Origin of the sequence: Vulcanisaeta distributa JCM 11217 (assembly GCF_001316005.1) — an archaeon.
Lineage (GTDB): Archaea > Thermoproteota > Thermoprotei > Thermoproteales > Thermocladiaceae > Vulcanisaeta > Vulcanisaeta distributa_B.
This window is the reverse complement of record NZ_BBBJ01000004.1, coordinates 1-17,074: the sequence shown is the minus strand read 5'-3', so window position 1 is coordinate 17,074 and position 17,074 is coordinate 1. Positions and strand designations below refer to the sequence as shown.

Sequence of the window (17,074 nt, the reverse complement as noted above, 5' to 3'; positions counted from 1 at the left end):
TCATTAACGCTTACATCCCCCCAATCTATTGAGCTCCCTAACAACCACCAACTTAAGGATTAATGAGTCTGGAATTTTTCGTGAACTCATCAATACTATTTATGGTAACTCACTTATTAAGCTAATGAATAAAACATTACCTCCGTGTTAGTTGAAACTTTCGATTTTTATAATTTAAAATAAATCAACAGGATACCTACTTATTGCCCTTGAACCTGATTCTGTGACTAATATGGTATCCTCAATCCTAATGCCACCAACGCCCTTAATGTAAACGCCAGGCTCCACCGTTATTACCTCACTTGGTTGTAATTCCTCATCGCTTGAAGGACCTATTGTCGGTCTCTCATGAACCTCTATCCCAACACCATGCCCCCCCGTACTATGTATGTAGTATGAATCAAAACCGTACTCCGCAAGTACATCCCTCGCTATTGAATCAACATCCCTAGCCCTAACGCCAGGTCTAACGGAATTAGATGCCTTCCTAAAGGCTTCAAGCACTGCCAACGCGGCATCCCTTATTTTACCGCTTATTGGCCCCCCCACTGCGATGGTCCTCGTCATATCTGTGCAGTAAAGGTGGTATCGGGCACCAACGTCAACAGTCACAAGCTCACCCCTCCTTATTACCCTATCCGTAAATACATGGTGTGGATACGCTCCATTTGGTCCTGAAGCAACGATGGGTTTGAACGCCACATCCTCAGCGCCTCTACTAATCATTCCCTGATATAGCATTGCAGCTACATCCCTCTCCCTCCTACCCTCAAGACCGCTCTTCAGTACATCGTCTAGGGCCTCCTCGGTTATTCGCGTAGCCTCCTCAATCATTCTTACCTCATACTCATCCTTAATCTCTCTTAATCTCAATATTGACTCATTAATATTCACGGTTTTGACACCCACGGAGTTAAGCTCCTTAGCCACTGTTGAGTCTGGATTATCAATGCCAACGATATTATTAGGCTTAAGCCCAACCTCCCTAAGTAGGTAATCACCAAGGCTCTTGGACACGAATAAGCTTTCCCCCCCCGGCATTCTCTGTGGTACTTCGATTGTGGAGTACCCGATGAGTCTCGTATCATTACCAACAATCTCCTGAACTCTCTGTAGGTCAAGTCTTGGAACTATTAATGTAGTATCCATTGATCTATTAACGATAAACATTAATCCGCTATCAATGCCCGTGAAATACTCAAGATTTGCCTCATTGACTATTACGATTACGTCCAAGCTTAATTCATCAAAAAGACCTAACACCTTATTTGCTCGATCCCTAATTATACCCACGACATGATTAGAAGTTAATACATTTTTAAATAACTTCTCTCTATTCAACATTAATGATTAACTGGAGCGTTGAGTCAGAGGATGCTTTGATGACTACGTACGTGCATAGATACTCGGTACTCGGCAAGACCATCGAGACGAGAGTCGTATATGATAAGGCAATTAATAAGTATAAGCTGAGGTTCATATCGATAAGGCCTACAAATGAGATCGAAATATCCCTACTCACAATATTAACTCCTCATTTTAAATTCACGATTGACTATGTTCAAGACAGTAAGGTGGCGATGATATACCCAAGCCTGAGGCTGAGCTATATGATGATCTGCAGTCTGTGAGCACATACGTCGACTCATTAATAACACTAATAATTGAGTTATTGAGCTACTCAAGTAATCCATTATTAAGGACCGAAATTAATTATGAGCTTGCATCGAGGAATTGGATACTCGATTTAAGCGACACCTCAGCGAGTATGTTTAAGGTTTATGATACAAAGGTTGGTGTAATTAGGGTATCCGTGGAACTTGAGCATCGCCAATTAGAGCTGGGTAAGGTTAAGGTGGATGTGCTGGTCAGGGCTATAACGGCATTGAAGTGCGTAGTTGATTCCCTAGTGAGCAAGGGATTCAACGCGCAAATAGTCTATGATGACCTAGGCATAGCGCATCTAACGGCTGATTTTCCAAGCCTTGGGATATTAACGTTAATAGCCTCAAAGATCGATGATATGATTAGTGAGATAGAAAGTTCATGTTCATGAATGGCCGTGCATTCACAATCTATTTCTTTTACTTAATCATATGATTTATTTAAGGACCAGTGTAATTTATAAATAAGTATGGCATTTACTATGCCTTGTATGGTTTTGATGAGTACATACAATTATTATTTAGTGATTTCCGTGGCCTTTATTCAATTTGCAATATTATCATCATTCATTTACCAAGTATTTAGAGAATCGAGGAAACCGATAGATAAGGATGCGGATAATGCCAGGATTAATAAGTCGTCATCCGTTGTTAATCAATTGGAGTATGATACCGTGAGCAGGGGGGGTAGGGAGAACACAACAGATATTAATGAGTTAATTATGAATATAAATGAGGATGAGGTAAGGTCCTATCCTACCTATTAAATAGAGGTGGCGATGCATATCAGGCGGAGATTGCAAGGGAGTTGGGATTGCCCAAGAGTACTGTTTCCAGGATAATTAGGAGATTGCATGATAAGGGGTTGATAACCGTCAGGAGGGTTGGCAGATTTAGTTATGTTCAGGTTACGGATATCGATTACGTGAGTGACATAGTTAGTAGGTTAGGTCTTGATAAGTCGTGAGAATAACTTATCAGTAATCTCCTTTAAGGTATCATTATTGATGATGCCATAGGGTCCCTCACCCATGATCTTAGCAACCGCCACTGCATTTGAGAAAATGAATGACCACTCGAGATCCTCACCCCCCCTACTAAGCATGTATGTTAATGAGCAAGTCAATACATCACCAGCGCCTGTTGGATCCCTCACATTGACTATGCTGTCTGTAGAAACGCGGAGTTTATGACCTTTATATAGCAATAATGACCCATAAGCGCCCATGGTCAGCACCACGACCTTACCTGAATACTTATTGGCCAGGGCATTAAATTCACTTATTGACACATCATCAACACTGGCCTTAATCACGTCAGCGTATTCTATTATCTTCGTGAGATCCTCAATATTAATCCTAGTGCTTACATAATTATTCTCATCAAACACCCTAGTGAATCCCTGTAAATCAACACCCATGAATTCAACATTCTTCCTAACATACCATAAAGCATCCAGATTAACCTCCCTAGCTATTGGATTTACCGTAACCGTGTCAGGTAGATCATGAAGGTCATCAATTGAGAAGTCCCTGCACCTAGCCAATAACCTTAGCCTCCTCGTTGTATCGTAATACGTTATTTCATATGAAGTACTGCTACATTCGTTTAATACCCTAATCCTATCTGTGACTATGCCCCCCCTAACCCTATACTCAGTTATGTACTCATTGAAGTCATTACCAACCAATGTGATTGGTAACGGCTCAATACCCAATTGTTTTAGGTAAAATGAGCAGTAAGTCGGTGCACCACCCGGCGATTTTCTAACTATTGAACCCCCCCTCCTTATTATGTCGATGGCCGCGTGCCCTATTATCCCAAGCATTAAGCACCTTTATTAACAGTGGTTAATAAATTATTAGGGATAAAAACGTCAAGCAGCAATTTGATGGAGTGTCCAATCCTGCCAAGCTTAATATCATTTATGATGCTTGAGGACCTTATTAACGACATTATTACATTCGTGAAGTTATTAATGCCCTCAATAGTTGATACCAATGATAACCTAACCTCGTCGCCAGCGCTCTCCTTCACTATTATCAAGCCATCTTTGCCATAAATCCTAATCCTACCCCCCCTAACATACTCCCTATATCCAGGGAACTTAATACTGCTATTTACCATAAGCCTTAGGTAAGCCGTATATATCATAAAGCTGGACTTTATGTAATTCCTCAGTATGATGTCAACCACACTTAGTAATTCATTCACGGCATTACCATGAAAACTAACACCCCCCTAAGAAACTCCTCATTAACACGATACCTAACGTATGATGCCTTACCACCCCCCCTAATACTCAATTCATAAAGAGCCAATTCACCCCCCCTTAACAAGGCATAAACCTCAATACTTGATAAGTCGCCCCAAATGATGGGCCTAATTGGCTTACTTTCTATGTACGAGCCCTGGTATGGAATTACCATTACGTAATTACCAGCCTCATTGCATGACGTAATGAAATCAATGTAATTATCCCTATGCATAATACAAAGTAACTCATTATCCAGTCTAAGTGGTAGGATCGGGTGCCTTCTCATGATTAGGAATTTAGGTAGCACAATCATTAATTGCCACGATATTTAATAGCCTAAAACTCAAATTTCGAGGTATTACTAAAAACATTACTTAACCCTCCTAAGGAAGACAAGCGGTCCATACCTCTCAAGGACATCGGCAATCAGGCCTAGAGCACCCTCATCCCTACTTGAGAACCCTATCACCCTAACATCCTTATCACTAAGCCTAATGTAGTGATCAAGGTCGAACCTAATAATTACCTCCTTAGGTCCAAAGATTACCTTAAACTTAACCTTATTCTCGGCAAGCTTCTTAACGGCCTCCGCCGTTGTTGATATTTGCTTAGGCGTTGGCTTACCCCTTGGACTCCTCTTACGTAATTCACTAAGCTCCTTCTTTGTCTCCTCATCCTTTATCTTAACAATTCCCCCCCTAACCTCATCAATAATTATTGAGTCGCCTTGATAATCAATAACCTCAAAATTCTCAACATTATTGACAATGCTCAGTAATTCATTCAATGATACTTGCCTCGCCATATTTTTACGAAGTAAGGTGTTAGGATTTAAATGCATTACGTATTTATGAGGGATAAAAACCTCCTATACTTACTATCATGCGTAATTAAATGCCTAATCGCATCACTAAGACTGAAGAATAATGCCCCCCCGCACTCCTTACCATCTTTACCCCCCCTGTATTTGCACTTAATATGAGGTGCGTTGCCCTCGTACACGATTTCTAAAACGGGCTTTAACTCCGCGGGTATTTCGGGCATTTTCAATTCATTGCCCATTAATTAATTAGTGATCTCGGGAATATTTTAGTGCTTTGTTTGCCGTGTTGATTTATTGTTCATTAAACATTTATTAATTAGTTCACTTATTGATATGACGACCTAAATGATGACGCAAAGGGATGTTAGGGGTATATTATCATCAATACCGTATTATAGCCTAAACCCATATGTTAATAAGTGCCCAAGTTGTGGGTCTGTGATGGTCATTGATGGTGAGTGGGTCAGGGAGGATAGTAGGCATAGGGTTAAATTAATCGAGAGGTCATTAACATGCCCCCCCAACTGTAAGGTTAAGATAAGGCAGTACATATATCTGCAGTGATTAGGGTGCTCGATCCATGTACTCAGACGAGATACAAAGGCTGATTGACAGGTCGTCAATGTTTATGTTCATCTCGGTAATAGCCTCATTACTATCGGTAATCACGATATTCATAGCCGCCGACTTCCTATCGGATGAGTTACCCCCCCCATCAATAGCGGTGAAGTACTTCCAAGTGCTTACCTTCCCCCCCGGGTTAAACGCCATTACGGGACTTATAGCCGCGGCATCAATAATGGCTGTGGTTGGCGGCTTCATGATATACATGGCTAGGTCAAGCTAAATAGGAGGGAGTTCCTGGGGTTACCCTCGATAATCACGACGAGCCTAATCTTAATTCTAATCGCATTAATATCAGCAATTGGTGTATACGTCATTTATCAATACTACGTTGGTTTTTCCGGAATGATGGGCCCACTACTGCCTGGAACATTTTCGCTCATGCTATCAATAATACTCCTGGTAATCACGCTTGTACTTACATTTCTAGCTCTAATGATGACTAATGAGTTAAGGAGAAGGTACACACCACGTAGGGTAAGGAGGCGCCAACCCCCCCCACCCCCCCCACCGCCTCAGGTTGATTAAAATAAAAATTGGTAAAGCGTTATGTACATGTTTTTACGTTAAAAGATTTATAAATTAATTTAAATTGGGCACGGTGTATGCCTAATTCAGTCGTTATAATAGGTGATTCGCCAATACCGGACAGGCCAAGCAGGGACTTAATTATTTATGCAAGGGATGCTGGTTTGAATGCCATGTATATGCCCATTTCACGGATATCGGTTAAGGTTGATAAGGATGGCCCACTCACGGTTATTAGGGATAGGCCGTTTAAGGTTGATGGGGGGTCTTCCTTAGGAGTCTTGGGGGGGTCTTAATCGATGTTGAGACCTTCTTTAGGAGGGTAATAACCATGAGGTTAATTGAGGAGAGCGGTACCGTGGTTATTAACCCATTGGATGGCCTATTAAGGACTAGGAATAAGCTTGAGACAACGGTAATACTGAAGAGTAAGGGTTTGCCCGTGCCAGATACAATAGGTACTGAGGACATATTATATGCGTATGAAATGGCTAAGAGCATGAAGGATGTCGTGATCAAGCCATTGCAAGGTTCCAGGGGGGGTTATGGCGCGGTGAAGGTGGATGATGCCGACATAGCATTCCAAATAATGAGGACACTACTCACGTTTAAGAAGCCGATATACCTACAGAAGTACGTGGAGAAGCCTAACCGTGATATTAGGGTCATGGTGATCGATGGTGAGGTCTTCGGCTGCATGATTAGGGTTGCCCCCCCAGTTGGTCAGTGGAAGACTAATGTTGCCCAGGGAGCCGTTGGTAAACCCTGCACAAACATTGATAAGGCTGTCATGGAGTTAGCCGTGAAGTCTGTGGAGGCCCTCGACCTTATCTACGGTGGTGTTGATATTGGTGAGGGTAAGGATGGCTACGTAATCTTCGAAGTCAATGGCTCACCTGATTGGGCCGAGTTAACGGCGGTTACTGGTAGAAACCCCCGCCAAGGCCCTTGTTTTATCCATGATGAAGAGGTTAAAGGCATAATAACGTAAGGTTTATTTCCCTAAACCTGACCTAGTTAGGGTCTATGACGAGGTGGCTAATTAAGTGTGATAGGTGTGGCACTGAGACAGTATTTAATGCTGGGTATGACTTAACGAACTTAGGCAGCAAATTATACCTTTACTGCGAGAGGTGTAAGAGGAATACTGAGCATACGGTGCTTGGTTATTACGATGACGACACGAACGAATTCGTGCCATTCGAAAAGGCATTATCATTTAGGTATAAGTCGCTATGATGCTAATAGCACTCCTTCTCCAGTTCCATTCTTAGTGAGAGTAATTCGGATCTAACCTTCCTTAATTGATTGAGTAACTCCTCAAGCCCCCCCGTTAACTCATTCCTCTCATCATCCCCCCCTAAATCACCAACAACCTGCTTAATCATTAACTCACCCTTCCTCCTCTCCGCATCACTAATCTTCTTATCTATCTCAGATATCGTATCATTTATCGCACTAATCTTCTCATTACACTGCCTAATCCACTTAACCCTCTCCTTCTCAAGCCTATCCCTAATATCCCTATACAAGTCCTCCTTAATACCACCCTGAAGAAGTAGGTCGCTGAGTTTATTCAATTTATCCATGATATCCCTAAGCCTCTCCTTAATACTATCCACCTCATTCCTGTACATACTAACAAGACCAGAATACTCATCATTAAACCTCTGGAACACGACCTTATCCGCTGCAAACACGGCACCAACATCACCAACATTAAACTCCCTAGTACTTCCATCACTTAGTTTAACCGTTATTGAGATCGGCTTTAAATCACTCTTACTTAATTTTATGCTCATTACCGTACCGATCACCTTACCATCATTGGTAACCACAGGCTTACCAACGTATCCTCTAAACTTCTTCTCTGTCGACCTCACCGAACTAAAGAATTTAAATACCATCGTTAAGACGATCAAGCATCAATATAAATATGTATTATTTGATAAAACACGCGTATTCAACCAGGTAATACAATAAGCCTTGACATGGCGAAACCACTTAATAATCAATGGTAAACGTATACGTTATAAAAATAAACATAACATTAATCTTAAGTATAAATCCCTGTTTTTGTTTTTCATCTTTTTATCATTTTATTTTTATGGCTCTTTCTGAAGCGATATATTTATAAACCAGCGTTACAGAATAAATTAACGACCGGTATGGTCTCGCTTGAGGACTTGGCTAAGAGGGAGTATGAGGTGGAGGGTAGGAAGCTTAAGCCTACGAAGGTTTGGAAGGTTCAGCCTAAGGGTAGGAAGGGCTTCGTAATGGCGTTGTTCAAGACGCCCGATGGCAAGACAGTGAGAAAAGTAATAGCCAAAGTAGACGAACAAGGAAACATAATAACCTAACAAAAACAAACAAAAAACTCAAAATCAAAATTTAATAATTTCTTTATTTACTTTTATTTTCTGTAGTAATTAAGAACTTTCTTAATTGCTTTTGCAGTATCAATAGCATCCTCGGTAGTGTATAAGGGCCCAATTAGGATAGTCACCACACGCTCGGCGGCCCATTCTGCGTTAGGCAGTGGTTTGTATGTGATCTTCCTTCCGTAGTATGGGCATGTCCATGGGCAACCCCCCTGCCATGACCCATCATGTTGGTTATTATTGGTTCCTTATGGAGAGGTATTGGGTAGGCCACGGTGGCTGCTTCAATGCCTTCAGCCCTTAATGAATCAACCACCCTATCTCTGCCAACCCTAAGTCTTTCCAGGTTTAGGAGTACCTGGAATAGATGCCATGCATGCCTAATGTATGGCTTTGGACGTGGGAATTGAATAAGGTCACCCTCAATATCCTGCAACTCCTCCATGAGCACCTTGCAAATGCCTCCTTACGCCTGATTATCTCCTCAATCCTCCTTAATTGTGAATAGCCAAGTGCAGCCTGAAACTCGGTCATCCTGTAATTATAACCCAACAGCTCATAGTAATACTTCCCGGTCTCGCCATGACTCCTCAATAACCTAGCCCTATTGGCAATCTCATCGTCACTCGTAACCACCGCGCCACCCTCGCCCGTGGTTATCGTCTTCGTCGGGTAAAAGCTTAGTGTACCGACGTGACCTATCGAACCAGCCATCCTCCCCCCCTATAGATCGCCCCCCCCAGGGCTTGTGCAGTATCCTCAATTACGTATAACCCCCCCCTCTCGTTGGCGATCTTCATTATTTCATCCATCTCTGCGGGATAGCCTGCCAGGTGAACAACGATTATTGCCTTAGTCCTATCGGTAATCGCGCCCTCTATGGACGCTGGGTCTATGTTCAGGGTCTCCCTATCAATATCGGCAAATATTGGTATTGCATTTGCGTGGAGTATTGTCGTTGCTGATGCGGCGAATGTGAAGGGTGTTGTAATGACCTCATCACCCGGTCCAACACCAACGGCCTTAAGTGCCACGTGGAGTGCAGTCGTACCGTTGGAAACAGTCACTGCATGCTTAGTACCAAGGTATTTACTCAATTCCTGCTCAAGTAGTGTATTCCACCTACCGCCAATGGCTGATAACTGGCCTGACCTAAGAACCTCAGCTACGAGATTAATATCCTCATCGGTTATCCAAGGCCTAAAACGAAGAGGTGAGGATCTAGTTGGTTTTCCACCTTCAATTGCAGGTAACTCGCTCATTCAGTGAATCAAAGCCAAGGCCAATTATAAGTATTTACTATCTATGGATCCTAACCTTAACCCTATATAATCGTGTTAGCGCCTTCTCAAGCGCCTTGGTTTCCTCAGGGAAGTTCTCAAGACCAAGGCTCTCGCCAGAACCTAAAGCATCATTAACCCACTTGCACTCCTTCGATATCAGCACCTCGCCAGTATTCGGATTATACAGTAGTGGGTACATCTTGCAGGCAAGAGGCTTCATTGGGTGTATCGTGCATGCCCTACCCTCCCTATCATAAAATGGACAATAACCCCCCCTTATCAACCACCTATACACCCTAACACCATTGATGTTTAATTCACGGTACTTAATATCAAAGCCCCCCCTAGCCCTAGCCAAGGCCCTTATTCTAACGAGTTCATCCTCAAACAGTATAGGGCCCCCCCTTTCCTCATTATCAAAGTAGCAGCACTCATCACACCGCAGGCACTGAAACAGCCTCATCCTACCCACTTGGGTTAAGTACATTGTTAATAAGGAGTTCCCTCAGATTCTCAATATCCTCAGGCTTTGGCTTTTTAATAATGTCGAGATCGGTTATTAAGTAATCGACTAAATCAAGGGGGGGCACCTTATCAAATAATGGGACTTTCACGTTAAAATCATTAATGCTGAAATCCACCATGTAAACTTCATCAACGCCTCCACTTATGGCCTTGTAAGACTCGGCGATTACGATAGTTCTCGCATTAAACCTATGTGCAACGATGAATAGGGTCTCAGTACCCACCTTATTGAGGAAGTAACCATCACTATATAGTCCATCCGCCCCCCCAGAGATTACGTAATTCACCTCTCTCATAAAATACGCAATCGCAGAGTCCGGTATTGGAATAACATTACCCACATGATTCGAATAATCCTTATTGCTTGGGAAACCTCATTACCTGGTCTTGACTCCATGACGTATAGAGCATCGAGGCACTTACCCCCCCACCTTGAAAGGGCTGTTTTAACTGCTGAACTGTAACTAATGGTTATTGCCTTCGACCCACACATAACAGGAAATCTATCCAATTGAGTAACTAATCGCTTAAATGCCGTGTCATACCAATCCCTTAACCTACCAATGACACCACCGAGGTCTAAACCAACACCCAACGAATGCTCGATTATGTCGGCTAAGTTACTAATTGACGCCATGCCAGGTCTAACGCTCCTTAATTCATTAAGCAACGCCCTAATGTCGCTGGGGCTGAGTCCCTGCTCAACCGCAACCTTAATCATCTCGATACTCCTTAGGAAGTACCAGGAAGCGCCATGAACCCTATCCTCCCTCAACTCCCTCAATATCTCATCAACGCTCATGCCAATTAATTAACAGCAATGGGCGCAATTAAAAGCTATGTCTGTTCATGAATCTTTGAATGAAGATATAAAATAATTACTAAACAAATTACTTAATAATCCACTAATTACTGGGTTTCAATGCTATATATAGAAACCCCGGAGTGCATACTCTGTGCCTTAGAGTCCAGGATGCAGGAAATAAGGAAGTTTGGGGGGGTTGATGATGTTCATACCTACGCACGCATAACTATGCACATATCAAACCTGGTACCGAGAGGTAGAACTCCGCTTTTCATAGAGTCCTTCGACTTAATAACGAGGATTTTAAATAATGAGGACCCACACGCAGATGAGAAGAGGGAACTTGAGGATACAGCATCACTGGTCATAAGTAGGTTGATTAACGATGCGGGTAATGACATAGCCAGGTACCTTGAAATAGCGGCTGCGGCTAACTCCGTCGATGTACCAATGAGGGATTATCAATTTGACATTAATGACTTCGTAAATAAGCTTCTCGAGGAGGCGGTCTGGCTTAATACGTCAAGGGAGGAATTGACGAAGTTATTAGGTAGTATTGGGGATGTTGGTTATGTAGTTGATAATTCCGGAGAATTTCAGGTAGATGCGTTGTTAATTAGGAAGTTAATTGACATGGGTCTTCGGGTCACGGTATATGCCAGGGGCATGCCCTACGAGGTTGACGTAACGGCTGATTACGTGAGTAAGGTGTTAGGTGATAAGGTGAGGGTCGTGTCCACGGGTAATAGGTACCCAGCATTTTACAATAAAGGTTTATGGCGTGATTTAGGCAATCATGAATTAATAATTTCTAAAGGTGTTGGTAATTTTGAAGCCTACCTGGAGAGTGGGTTGAGATTGAGGGTTTTATTCCTATTTAGGGCTAAGTGCGGGCCGATGATTAGGTTATTACGGGTTCCTAAAAATAGCCCGGTTGTATACTTGAGGAGGGATAAATAGGTTATCCGAAGTTAATATATAACTATAGATAATCTATCGTATCTTATTTATTTATAGATTATTCTTTTATAATAATAATTTTTAGGAATGTAATCATTATTATTAACATTAAAATCTTTATAATTGTTAATTATTTAGAATTAATGGGTCGTAAAATTACGGTTGAATTAAGCATTAGGAAAGGCTTATATAAAGGATTTCCTCGATAACCCCGTGAAGTTCGCACTTAAGTGTTCTCCAGGTCAGAAGATTGAGAGACGTAGTGAGAAGGTCGCTATTATTGGTGCTGGGCCAGCTGGTCTTGGTGCCGCCGGTTACTTAATATGCAGGGGGGGTTTTCAGGTTGATGTTTATGACAAGTTGCCGGAGCCTGGTGGATTGATGATATTTGGAATACCTGAGTATAGGGTTCCTAAGAAGAATGTTAGGGCTGGTGTTAAGGAGCTGATTGAGTTAGGCGTGAACTTCATATTAAAGACTAAGGTGATTGCTGATGAGGAGGAGCACGTAGATGGCGATGACTTCATAGAGAATAAGGTTCACCTTGAGGAGTTAATTAATAATTATAATGCCGTATTAATAGCCACAGGTACCTGGAAATCAAGAACCCTCGGTGTGCCTGGCGAGAACCTAAAGGGTGTTTACCTAGCCCTTGACTACCTATATAGGATATACACGAGCGAGCTTGGCTACTTACCCAAGTCGGTTATCTACCCAACAGGCGAGAAGGTGGCGGTTATTGGCGCGGGATTAACGGCTGTTGATGCGGCAATAGAGGCGCAGAGGCAGGGTGCGAAGGAGGTTTATGTGCTCTATAGGAGGACTATAAATGAGGCGCCAGCCGGTAAGATGGAGATACAGGGATTAATAAAGAGGGGCATAAAGTTCGTTGAGCTTGTCGGCATAACCGAAGTACTCGGTAAGGACCATGTGGAGGCTGTTAAGTTAATTAAGATGAGACTTGGTAAACCCGACAGAAGCGGTAGACCTGCGCCGGAGCCAATACCAGGTAGTGAGTACACAATGGACATGGACACCGTGATAGCCGCAGTCGGTGAAATACCAACACCACCATTCAAGGATGGCTGTTGCGGCATTAAGTTAACTCCGCATGGTACGATTGATATTGATCAGAGGCACAGGACAACAAGGAAGGGCGTCTTCGCGGCTGGTGACGTAGCCACTGGACCGAGCCTAATAGGTAAGGCGTTGAAGAATGGTATTGATGCGGCAATGGCCATTGAGGAATACCTACTAAAGGGTGGATGGAGGGAGCAGTAAACCAGTTAGTAGTGATGTTTAAATTGTCATTATTCATTTAATAACCGTGAAGCTCCTCTCCTTCCTATGGAATGGTGTGGTTAGGGTTGGTGTATATACTGATAGGGGGGGGTCCTAGACCTACCAAGCGCTTACATGAGTGTTTACGAAACGACGGAGGCGCCGAGCTTTCTCTACGACATGAAATCCCTCATAGGCGGTGGCGAGCCTGCCCTGGCAATAGTTAGGGACTTGGTGGATAAGGCATTGAGGAGCGGTGACCCAGCACTATTTAGGGATCCAAGTGCAATAACCTGGCTACCGCCGGTGCTAAATCCCGAGAAGATCCTATGCGTCGCTGTTAATTATAGGGCCCATGGTGAGGAAAGCCAGGCAAAACCACTGGATAGGCCATACTTCTTCCCAAAATTCCCCCCCAACGCGCTCATTGGCCATAATCAACCAATACTAAAGCCCAGGGTTTCTAAGCAGGTTGATTGGGAGGTTGAGTTAGCCCTAATCATTGGTAGGAGGGGGGGTAAGTACATAGACGTTAATAAGGCACTCGATTACGTCTTTGGGTATTTAATACTGAATGATGTGTCGATGCGTGATTGGCAATTTCCGAGTAAGGAGCCATACGGGATGGACTGGATATACGGCAAGAGCATGGACTCATCAACGCCGGTGGGTCCCTACATCGTGACTAAGGACGAGGTACAGGACCCGCACAACCTCAGGTTAATGCTCAGGGTCAATGGTAATGTGGAGCAGGATGATAACACTAAGAACCTAATATTCAAAATACCCGAACTAATCCACTGGGCATCCCAGGGAGTAACGCTTAAGCCCGGCGACTACATAAGCACAGGGACACCATCAGGTGTTGGATTCCCAAAGGGTAAGTTCCTGAGGGGCGGTGATGTTGTTGAGGCGGAGATCGAGAAGATAGGCACACTAAGGAATACAGTCATCGAGGAGTGAATAGCTTAGAAGGATTTATTAAATTACGATATTAAATAAACAATAATGGGTGGAGACCATAACGCATTGCGTAATGTATTAATCATAATAGGCGCGATCATATTAGGCGTAAGTGCGTATTTACTCTATGGCGCATTGGTCATGGTTAATTATATGGCCTATTATCATTGCATGGGGATGATGTGCGGAATGATGGTGTACTACCCATTATTCTTACCTTTGGCGTTGCTAACTGTGGCATAATTACAGTAGTTACGCCAATAATCCTCATAAGATCCACAGGAAATTCCCAGGGGTTGAGTTACGCTACGATGCAGGAGACTACGGTGAAGGTTGATTCCGTGACGGGTTATTCCGATGTTTATTATAGTAAGGTCTTAAGGCTATTGCCTAAGGCTGAACGTGAGGTCCTTGAGTACGTGATTAAGTCTGGGGGTGAGGTTTTCAGTATCAAATAATGAAGGACCTAGGCTTGTCAAAGGTCCAGGCCTGGAGGATAGTACGTAGGCTTGAGGAGAAGCTTAGTCGAGGTCATTAAGGTTAAAGGTAGGAACATAGTGAGACTTAAGGATTTTAAGAGCAATAAGTGATGCCTTTTACGATTTAGCCATGGCATGAACCATGCTCATGGCCTTCATGTTGATGGTTACCGTTTGATGAGGTCCTCACTAAATTCCTGATTATCCAAACTATTACGAGTATTATGAGTATTAGGAATAATATGGCGATTAGGGCACCAATTATCCACCCAAACCATCCAAAGCCGAACCACGGACCAAAACCCCCCCAACCCCCCCACCAACCCCCCCCACATACATGGGCAAGGCATTACCACCACCCCCCCATCATACCGCCCATCCAACCAGGTCCATAGTACGTACCTGGATATTGAACAGTGGGATACGGGTATGTTGACGTGCTTAAGCCACTATCTACGGCAATTATCTCCCCCCCATACATACCCTCCTCCGCATGCCCTGGTAGGTGCATAAGTACCAATACGTACCTGGTGCGGCGATCGTGAATGTGTATTCGTAGCCATAGGCATAACCAGCATTATAATTAGCTGGTGGTAACCACCTCATGAGAAGCATCATTTGAGGGCCCATGCCACCGTACATACCCACGTAGGGCATTACATAGTATGGGTACGGAGGCGGCACCGTAGTAACCACGAAGTTATGGTACATGTCGCCATCAAGATTAATGAAGGTTACATGCACTACAGCACCGGCCGGTATAACCAGTGTTGGGTCTATAAGGCCGTAGATTACGAAGACAGGGCCCTGCACATAAGGTGGTGGAGTTGCGTTGAATAGTCTCTCAGCCCGCTTATGACCCATAGCCACGACTAGTAAGTTAATATTCTTACCGGTAAATACTATAGTATTGTTATTCGGGTAAACATGGACATAGCTCGGCATCTCCATAACCTCCCTAATGACCTGACTTATTGGGTATGTACCATAGGTATAACCACCATAGTAATTACTCGCACTAGGACCTATAGGCAAAGCGCCAGGGTAATTACCATAGTAGTAATTATTGTAGTAATAAGGCATAACTGCATAAACCAAACCTATACTAATCGCTAAACCAATAGCAACACCAACCACAATCCAAACCCAAGTCCTGCTCATGCCAATCACGAAGGCATAGATCCGGTTTCCTGGATAAAACCCTGGGCGTCCTGGTTGTTAAGGTGTTGTGGTTGTGTGATGGGTTGGCTGGGGCGCTGCTTTGTTCGTCATTTACGATTGTTGGGTTGTTAAAGCCAGTACTTTCCAACATAGAGGAACTGGCTAGGAGGGAGTACGGGGGGGTTGAGGGTGGCAAGTACAGGCTTAAGCCGTAAAGGCTTGGGTGGTTCAGCCTAAGGGGCAGGAGGGACTTCGTAATGGTTCTCCCAAGATGCCTTGGAAGGCTGTGGGTAGGTAAAATGCAGTACGCATCTCCCGGCAATACGTTAAGCACCATCACCCACCTCCCGGGTGCCGGTTTTTATTCGTGACAGGTTTCGGTCTTGATCCTCGTTTCCTCGGCTTAGACGGCTCGTTGCTCGTTATTATGTACGTGAGTTTTTGCCTCGGCTTAACAACGTCACTGCCCATTGGCTTTTTACCTCAACCTCCACGTGTCAATCCCCCCCATCACAATCCAATCAATCAAGTGCTTAAGCCCGTTTAGTACTGGCTTGGTAGTGACTTATTAGCTTGGCTGTTAATTTAGTCCTATGGATGTCTTTATGGCTCTCGAAGCCGTTGAACCAAGGATTTGCTGGGGGGGTGTGAGGGTAAGGGGCTTTAATCGGTTAAAATGCGGTGAGCCAATTGATGAACCAAGGATCATCGAGAAAACGATGAAGTTGATAAGTGAGTTCCTAAACCGAGTAGAGAGGCACAGAAACGTGCTATTGAGTGACTCGGCAACGCCGTTTAATGATTCGATCAAAGCCTTAAGCAATTGGCCGCCAAAGATTGAGGAGGAGATTAATGAAGGCAATGACGAAACCATCACTAACCTGAGGAGAACGATGCTCAAAGCTGGGAAGAGAATTCTGAAGCTAGCCGAGAGAGCACGCGAGAAGTGGCTAAAGACCTACAAGCAAGAGCTCGAGGAGTTAATCAATAAACTTAAGAGGGGGGGTGAGGCGAGAATAATCATAAGCGGTGAGCCGTTTGACGGCAATAAATCATTCATAGTGCACCTATACACGGAGAACCTGGCGATTGAGGTGGCGAGGATGGCTAAGTTGGGAGGCATAACAATACGTATAACACTCACCGGCCTCGGTGGTTCTCGCGTAGCCGTGCCAAAGCTATTCGGCGAAAACACGCTAAGGGCCATGCGGTACGGCTTGTTGCTTACGGATGGATCAATCGACAAGAAGGGCTACCCAGAGATGAGCACGAACCAGCTTTGGCAAGCCATTGCCTGGTTAATTGCATGGCCCGGGAGGAATTATATGTGCATAGATGGC

Annotated in this window: 25 protein-coding genes and 3 pseudogenes; 16 read left to right on the top strand and 12 right to left on the bottom strand. The window is 43.8% G+C overall.

Annotation, left to right across the window (positions count from 1 at the left end; all coding sequences use genetic code 11):
• Positions 1–174: 174 nt before the first annotated feature.
• On the bottom strand, positions 175–1,293 hold the full coding sequence (locus JCM11217_RS04905; protein ID WP_054842355.1) for an aminopeptidase P family protein: 1,119 nt from the start codon (positions 1,291–1,293) through the stop codon (positions 175–177).
• A 53-nt stretch (positions 1,294–1,346) separates the two neighbouring features.
• Here JCM11217_RS04905 and JCM11217_RS13955 point away from each other — a divergent pair, with 53 nt between their 5' ends.
• The 4 genes from JCM11217_RS13955 (at position 1,347) to JCM11217_RS13945 (ending at position 2,631) form a co-directional block, all read left to right on the top strand.
• Positions 1,347–1,631: a hypothetical protein gene (locus JCM11217_RS13955; RefSeq protein WP_243678398.1), complete on the top strand. Its 285-nt coding sequence runs from the start codon at positions 1,347–1,349 to the stop codon at positions 1,629–1,631.
• Entirely contained in the window at positions 1,628–2,056 is a 429-nt protein-coding gene (locus JCM11217_RS13950; protein ID WP_243678397.1) for a hypothetical protein, read from the top strand. Before JCM11217_RS13955 ends, JCM11217_RS13950 begins: the two co-directional genes overlap by 4 nt.
• A 99-nt stretch (positions 2,057–2,155) precedes the next feature.
• Complete coding sequence (locus JCM11217_RS04895) at positions 2,156–2,431, top strand: hypothetical protein (RefSeq protein WP_054842255.1); 276 nt, start codon at positions 2,156–2,158, stop codon at positions 2,429–2,431.
• Positions 2,432–2,460: 29 nt separating this feature from the next.
• Complete coding sequence (locus tag JCM11217_RS13945; RefSeq protein ID WP_243678514.1) at positions 2,461–2,631, top strand: winged helix-turn-helix domain-containing protein; 171 nt, start codon at positions 2,461–2,463, stop codon at positions 2,629–2,631.
• Here JCM11217_RS13945 and JCM11217_RS04890 read toward each other — a convergent pair.
• The 5 genes from JCM11217_RS04890 to JCM11217_RS04875 all read right to left on the bottom strand — a co-directional run bounded on the left by JCM11217_RS04890 (position 2,611) and on the right by JCM11217_RS04875 (position 4,983).
• Positions 2,611–3,492, bottom strand: coding sequence for a PfkB family carbohydrate kinase (locus JCM11217_RS04890; RefSeq protein ID WP_054842254.1), 882 nt, complete (start codon positions 3,490–3,492; stop codon positions 2,611–2,613). The two genes, JCM11217_RS13945 and JCM11217_RS04890, sit on opposite strands and share 21 nt — an antisense overlap.
• On the bottom strand, positions 3,492–3,878 hold the full coding sequence (locus JCM11217_RS13940) for a hypothetical protein (RefSeq protein ID WP_243678396.1): 387 nt from the start codon (positions 3,876–3,878) through the stop codon (positions 3,492–3,494). Before JCM11217_RS13940 ends, JCM11217_RS04890 begins: the two co-directional genes overlap by 1 nt.
• Entirely contained in the window at positions 3,875–4,153 is a 279-nt protein-coding gene (locus tag JCM11217_RS13935; protein ID WP_243678395.1) for a hypothetical protein, read from the bottom strand. Before JCM11217_RS13935 ends, JCM11217_RS13940 begins: the two co-directional genes overlap by 4 nt.
• Positions 4,154–4,291: 138 nt before the next feature.
• Positions 4,292–4,726 carry a hypothetical protein gene (locus JCM11217_RS04880; RefSeq protein WP_054842253.1) on the bottom strand — a complete coding sequence of 145 codons (435 nt, stop codon included), beginning with the start codon at positions 4,724–4,726 and terminating at the stop codon, positions 4,292–4,294.
• A 35-nt stretch (positions 4,727–4,761) separates the two neighbouring features.
• Positions 4,762–4,983: a hypothetical protein gene (locus JCM11217_RS04875; protein ID WP_054842252.1), complete on the bottom strand. Its 222-nt coding sequence runs from the start codon at positions 4,981–4,983 to the stop codon at positions 4,762–4,764.
• Between the two features lie 106 nt (positions 4,984–5,089).
• Between JCM11217_RS04875 and JCM11217_RS04870 the strand changes: the two genes are divergently transcribed.
• The 6 genes from JCM11217_RS04870 to JCM11217_RS04855 all read left to right on the top strand — a co-directional run bounded on the left by JCM11217_RS04870 (position 5,090) and on the right by JCM11217_RS04855 (position 7,135).
• Entirely contained in the window at positions 5,090–5,308 is a 219-nt protein-coding gene (locus JCM11217_RS04870) for a hypothetical protein (RefSeq protein WP_054842251.1), read from the top strand.
• A gap of 16 nt (positions 5,309–5,324) precedes the next feature.
• Positions 5,325–5,591 (top strand): hypothetical protein, encoded by a 267-nt coding sequence (locus tag JCM11217_RS13930; protein ID WP_243678394.1) that lies wholly within the window; start codon positions 5,325–5,327, stop codon positions 5,589–5,591.
• 122 nt (positions 5,592–5,713) lie between these two features.
• Entirely contained in the window at positions 5,714–5,896 is a 183-nt protein-coding gene (locus JCM11217_RS13925) for a hypothetical protein (protein WP_243678393.1), read from the top strand.
• Positions 5,897–5,973: 77 nt separating this feature from the next.
• The gene (locus JCM11217_RS13920; RefSeq protein WP_243678392.1) at positions 5,974–6,192 is read left to right on the top strand and encodes a hypothetical protein; all 219 of its coding nucleotides are present in this window, start codon (positions 5,974–5,976) and stop codon (positions 6,190–6,192) included.
• 35 nt (positions 6,193–6,227) lie between these two features.
• Entirely contained in the window at positions 6,228–6,887 is a 660-nt protein-coding gene (locus JCM11217_RS04860; RefSeq protein ID WP_243678391.1) for a RimK family alpha-L-glutamate ligase, read from the top strand.
• 35 nt (positions 6,888–6,922) lie between these two features.
• The gene (locus tag JCM11217_RS04855; protein ID WP_054842250.1) at positions 6,923–7,135 is read left to right on the top strand and encodes a hypothetical protein; all 213 of its coding nucleotides are present in this window, start codon (positions 6,923–6,925) and stop codon (positions 7,133–7,135) included.
• A gap of 2 nt (positions 7,136–7,137) precedes the next feature.
• Here the strand turns inward: JCM11217_RS04855 and JCM11217_RS04850 are convergent, their stop codons facing one another.
• A complete protein-coding gene (locus JCM11217_RS04850; RefSeq protein ID WP_054842249.1) occupies positions 7,138–7,803 on the bottom strand; it encodes a PRC-barrel domain-containing protein in 666 nt (221 codons plus the stop codon).
• Between the two features lie 261 nt (positions 7,804–8,064).
• On the opposite strand from JCM11217_RS04850, the gene JCM11217_RS04845 reads away from it, so the two are divergent.
• Positions 8,065–8,256, top strand: a complete 192-nt coding sequence (locus JCM11217_RS04845) for a chromatin protein Cren7 (protein ID WP_054842248.1) — start codon at positions 8,065–8,067, stop codon at positions 8,254–8,256.
• A gap of 53 nt (positions 8,257–8,309) precedes the next feature.
• Here JCM11217_RS04845 and JCM11217_RS04840 read toward each other — a convergent pair.
• The 4 genes and pseudogenes from JCM11217_RS04840 to JCM11217_RS04825 all read right to left on the bottom strand — a co-directional run bounded on the left by JCM11217_RS04840 (position 8,310) and on the right by JCM11217_RS04825 (position 10,887).
• Positions 8,310–9,539 (bottom strand): annotated as a pseudogene (locus tag JCM11217_RS04840) (DegT/DnrJ/EryC1/StrS family aminotransferase).
• 37 nt (positions 9,540–9,576) lie between these two features.
• Positions 9,577–10,047: a YkgJ family cysteine cluster protein gene (locus tag JCM11217_RS04835; RefSeq protein ID WP_243678390.1), complete on the bottom strand. Its 471-nt coding sequence runs from the start codon at positions 10,045–10,047 to the stop codon at positions 9,577–9,579.
• Positions 10,025–10,381, bottom strand: a complete 357-nt coding sequence (locus JCM11217_RS04830; RefSeq protein ID WP_054842247.1) for a hypothetical protein — start codon at positions 10,379–10,381, stop codon at positions 10,025–10,027. Before JCM11217_RS04830 ends, JCM11217_RS04835 begins: the two co-directional genes overlap by 23 nt.
• A complete protein-coding gene (locus JCM11217_RS04825) occupies positions 10,378–10,887 on the bottom strand; it encodes a hypothetical protein (protein WP_054842246.1) in 510 nt (169 codons plus the stop codon). Before JCM11217_RS04825 ends, JCM11217_RS04830 begins: the two co-directional genes overlap by 4 nt.
• A gap of 120 nt (positions 10,888–11,007) precedes the next feature.
• Here JCM11217_RS04825 and JCM11217_RS04820 point away from each other — a divergent pair, with 120 nt between their 5' ends.
• From JCM11217_RS04820 to JCM11217_RS13915, 4 genes and pseudogenes are all read left to right on the top strand, one after another.
• The gene (locus JCM11217_RS04820) at positions 11,008–11,850 is read left to right on the top strand and encodes an ARMT1-like domain-containing protein (RefSeq protein WP_054842245.1); all 843 of its coding nucleotides are present in this window, start codon (positions 11,008–11,010) and stop codon (positions 11,848–11,850) included.
• Positions 11,851–12,063: 213 nt separating this feature from the next.
• On the top strand, positions 12,064–13,131 hold the full coding sequence (locus JCM11217_RS04815; protein ID WP_054842244.1) for an FAD-dependent oxidoreductase: 1,068 nt from the start codon (positions 12,064–12,066) through the stop codon (positions 13,129–13,131).
• A 46-nt stretch (positions 13,132–13,177) separates the two neighbouring features.
• Positions 13,178–14,094 (top strand): annotated as a pseudogene (locus JCM11217_RS04810) (fumarylacetoacetate hydrolase family protein).
• Positions 14,095–14,276: 182 nt separating this feature from the next.
• Positions 14,277–14,552: a hypothetical protein gene (locus JCM11217_RS13915; protein ID WP_243678389.1), complete on the top strand. Its 276-nt coding sequence runs from the start codon at positions 14,277–14,279 to the stop codon at positions 14,550–14,552.
• Between the two features lie 483 nt (positions 14,553–15,035).
• On the opposite strand, the gene JCM11217_RS04800 is transcribed toward JCM11217_RS13915, so the two are convergent.
• Entirely contained in the window at positions 15,036–15,743 is a 708-nt protein-coding gene (locus JCM11217_RS04800) for a hypothetical protein (RefSeq protein WP_243678388.1), read from the bottom strand.
• A gap of 584 nt (positions 15,744–16,327) precedes the next feature.
• Here JCM11217_RS04800 and JCM11217_RS04795 point away from each other — a divergent pair.
• Positions 16,328–17,074: pseudogene (locus JCM11217_RS04795) on the top strand (hypothetical protein); the annotation flags it as partial.

Excerpts from the sequence above, each read along its gene's own strand:
- JCM11217_RS13955 (WP_243678398.1), top strand. The coding sequence starts at position 1,347 with ATGATTAACTGGAGCGTTGAGTCAGAGGATGCTTTGATGACTACGTAC.
- JCM11217_RS04895 (WP_054842255.1), top strand. The coding sequence starts at position 2,156 with ATGGTTTTGATGAGTACATACAATTATTATTTAGTGATTTCCGTGGCC.
- JCM11217_RS04890 (WP_054842254.1), bottom strand. The coding sequence starts at position 3,492 with ATGCTTGGGATAATAGGGCACGCGGCCATCGACATAATAAGGAGGGGG.
- JCM11217_RS13935 (WP_243678395.1), bottom strand. The coding sequence starts at position 4,153 with ATGCATAGGGATAATTACATTGATTTCATTACGTCATGCAATGAGGCT.
- JCM11217_RS04880 (WP_054842253.1), bottom strand. The coding sequence starts at position 4,726 with ATGGCGAGGCAAGTATCATTGAATGAATTACTGAGCATTGTCAATAAT.
- JCM11217_RS04875 (WP_054842252.1), bottom strand. The coding sequence starts at position 4,983 with ATGGGCAATGAATTGAAAATGCCCGAAATACCCGCGGAGTTAAAGCCC.
- JCM11217_RS04870 (WP_054842251.1), top strand. The coding sequence starts at position 5,090 with ATGATGACGCAAAGGGATGTTAGGGGTATATTATCATCAATACCGTAT.
- JCM11217_RS13930 (WP_243678394.1), top strand. The coding sequence starts at position 5,325 with ATGTACTCAGACGAGATACAAAGGCTGATTGACAGGTCGTCAATGTTT.
- JCM11217_RS13925 (WP_243678393.1), top strand. The coding sequence starts at position 5,714 with ATGATGGGCCCACTACTGCCTGGAACATTTTCGCTCATGCTATCAATA.
- JCM11217_RS13920 (WP_243678392.1), top strand. The coding sequence starts at position 5,974 with ATGCCTAATTCAGTCGTTATAATAGGTGATTCGCCAATACCGGACAGG.
- JCM11217_RS04860 (WP_243678391.1), top strand. The coding sequence starts at position 6,228 with ATGAGGTTAATTGAGGAGAGCGGTACCGTGGTTATTAACCCATTGGAT.
- JCM11217_RS04855 (WP_054842250.1), top strand. The coding sequence starts at position 6,923 with ATGACGAGGTGGCTAATTAAGTGTGATAGGTGTGGCACTGAGACAGTA.
- JCM11217_RS04850 (WP_054842249.1), bottom strand. The coding sequence starts at position 7,803 with ATGGTATTTAAATTCTTTAGTTCGGTGAGGTCGACAGAGAAGAAGTTT.
- JCM11217_RS04845 (WP_054842248.1), top strand. The coding sequence starts at position 8,065 with ATGGTCTCGCTTGAGGACTTGGCTAAGAGGGAGTATGAGGTGGAGGGT.
- JCM11217_RS04835 (WP_243678390.1), bottom strand. The coding sequence starts at position 10,047 with ATGTACTTAACCCAAGTGGGTAGGATGAGGCTGTTTCAGTGCCTGCGG.
- JCM11217_RS04830 (WP_054842247.1), bottom strand. The coding sequence starts at position 10,381 with ATGAGAGAGGTGAATTACGTAATCTCTGGGGGGGCGGATGGACTATAT.
- JCM11217_RS04825 (WP_054842246.1), bottom strand. The coding sequence starts at position 10,887 with ATGAGCGTTGATGAGATATTGAGGGAGTTGAGGGAGGATAGGGTTCAT.
- JCM11217_RS04820 (WP_054842245.1), top strand. The coding sequence starts at position 11,008 with ATGCTATATATAGAAACCCCGGAGTGCATACTCTGTGCCTTAGAGTCC.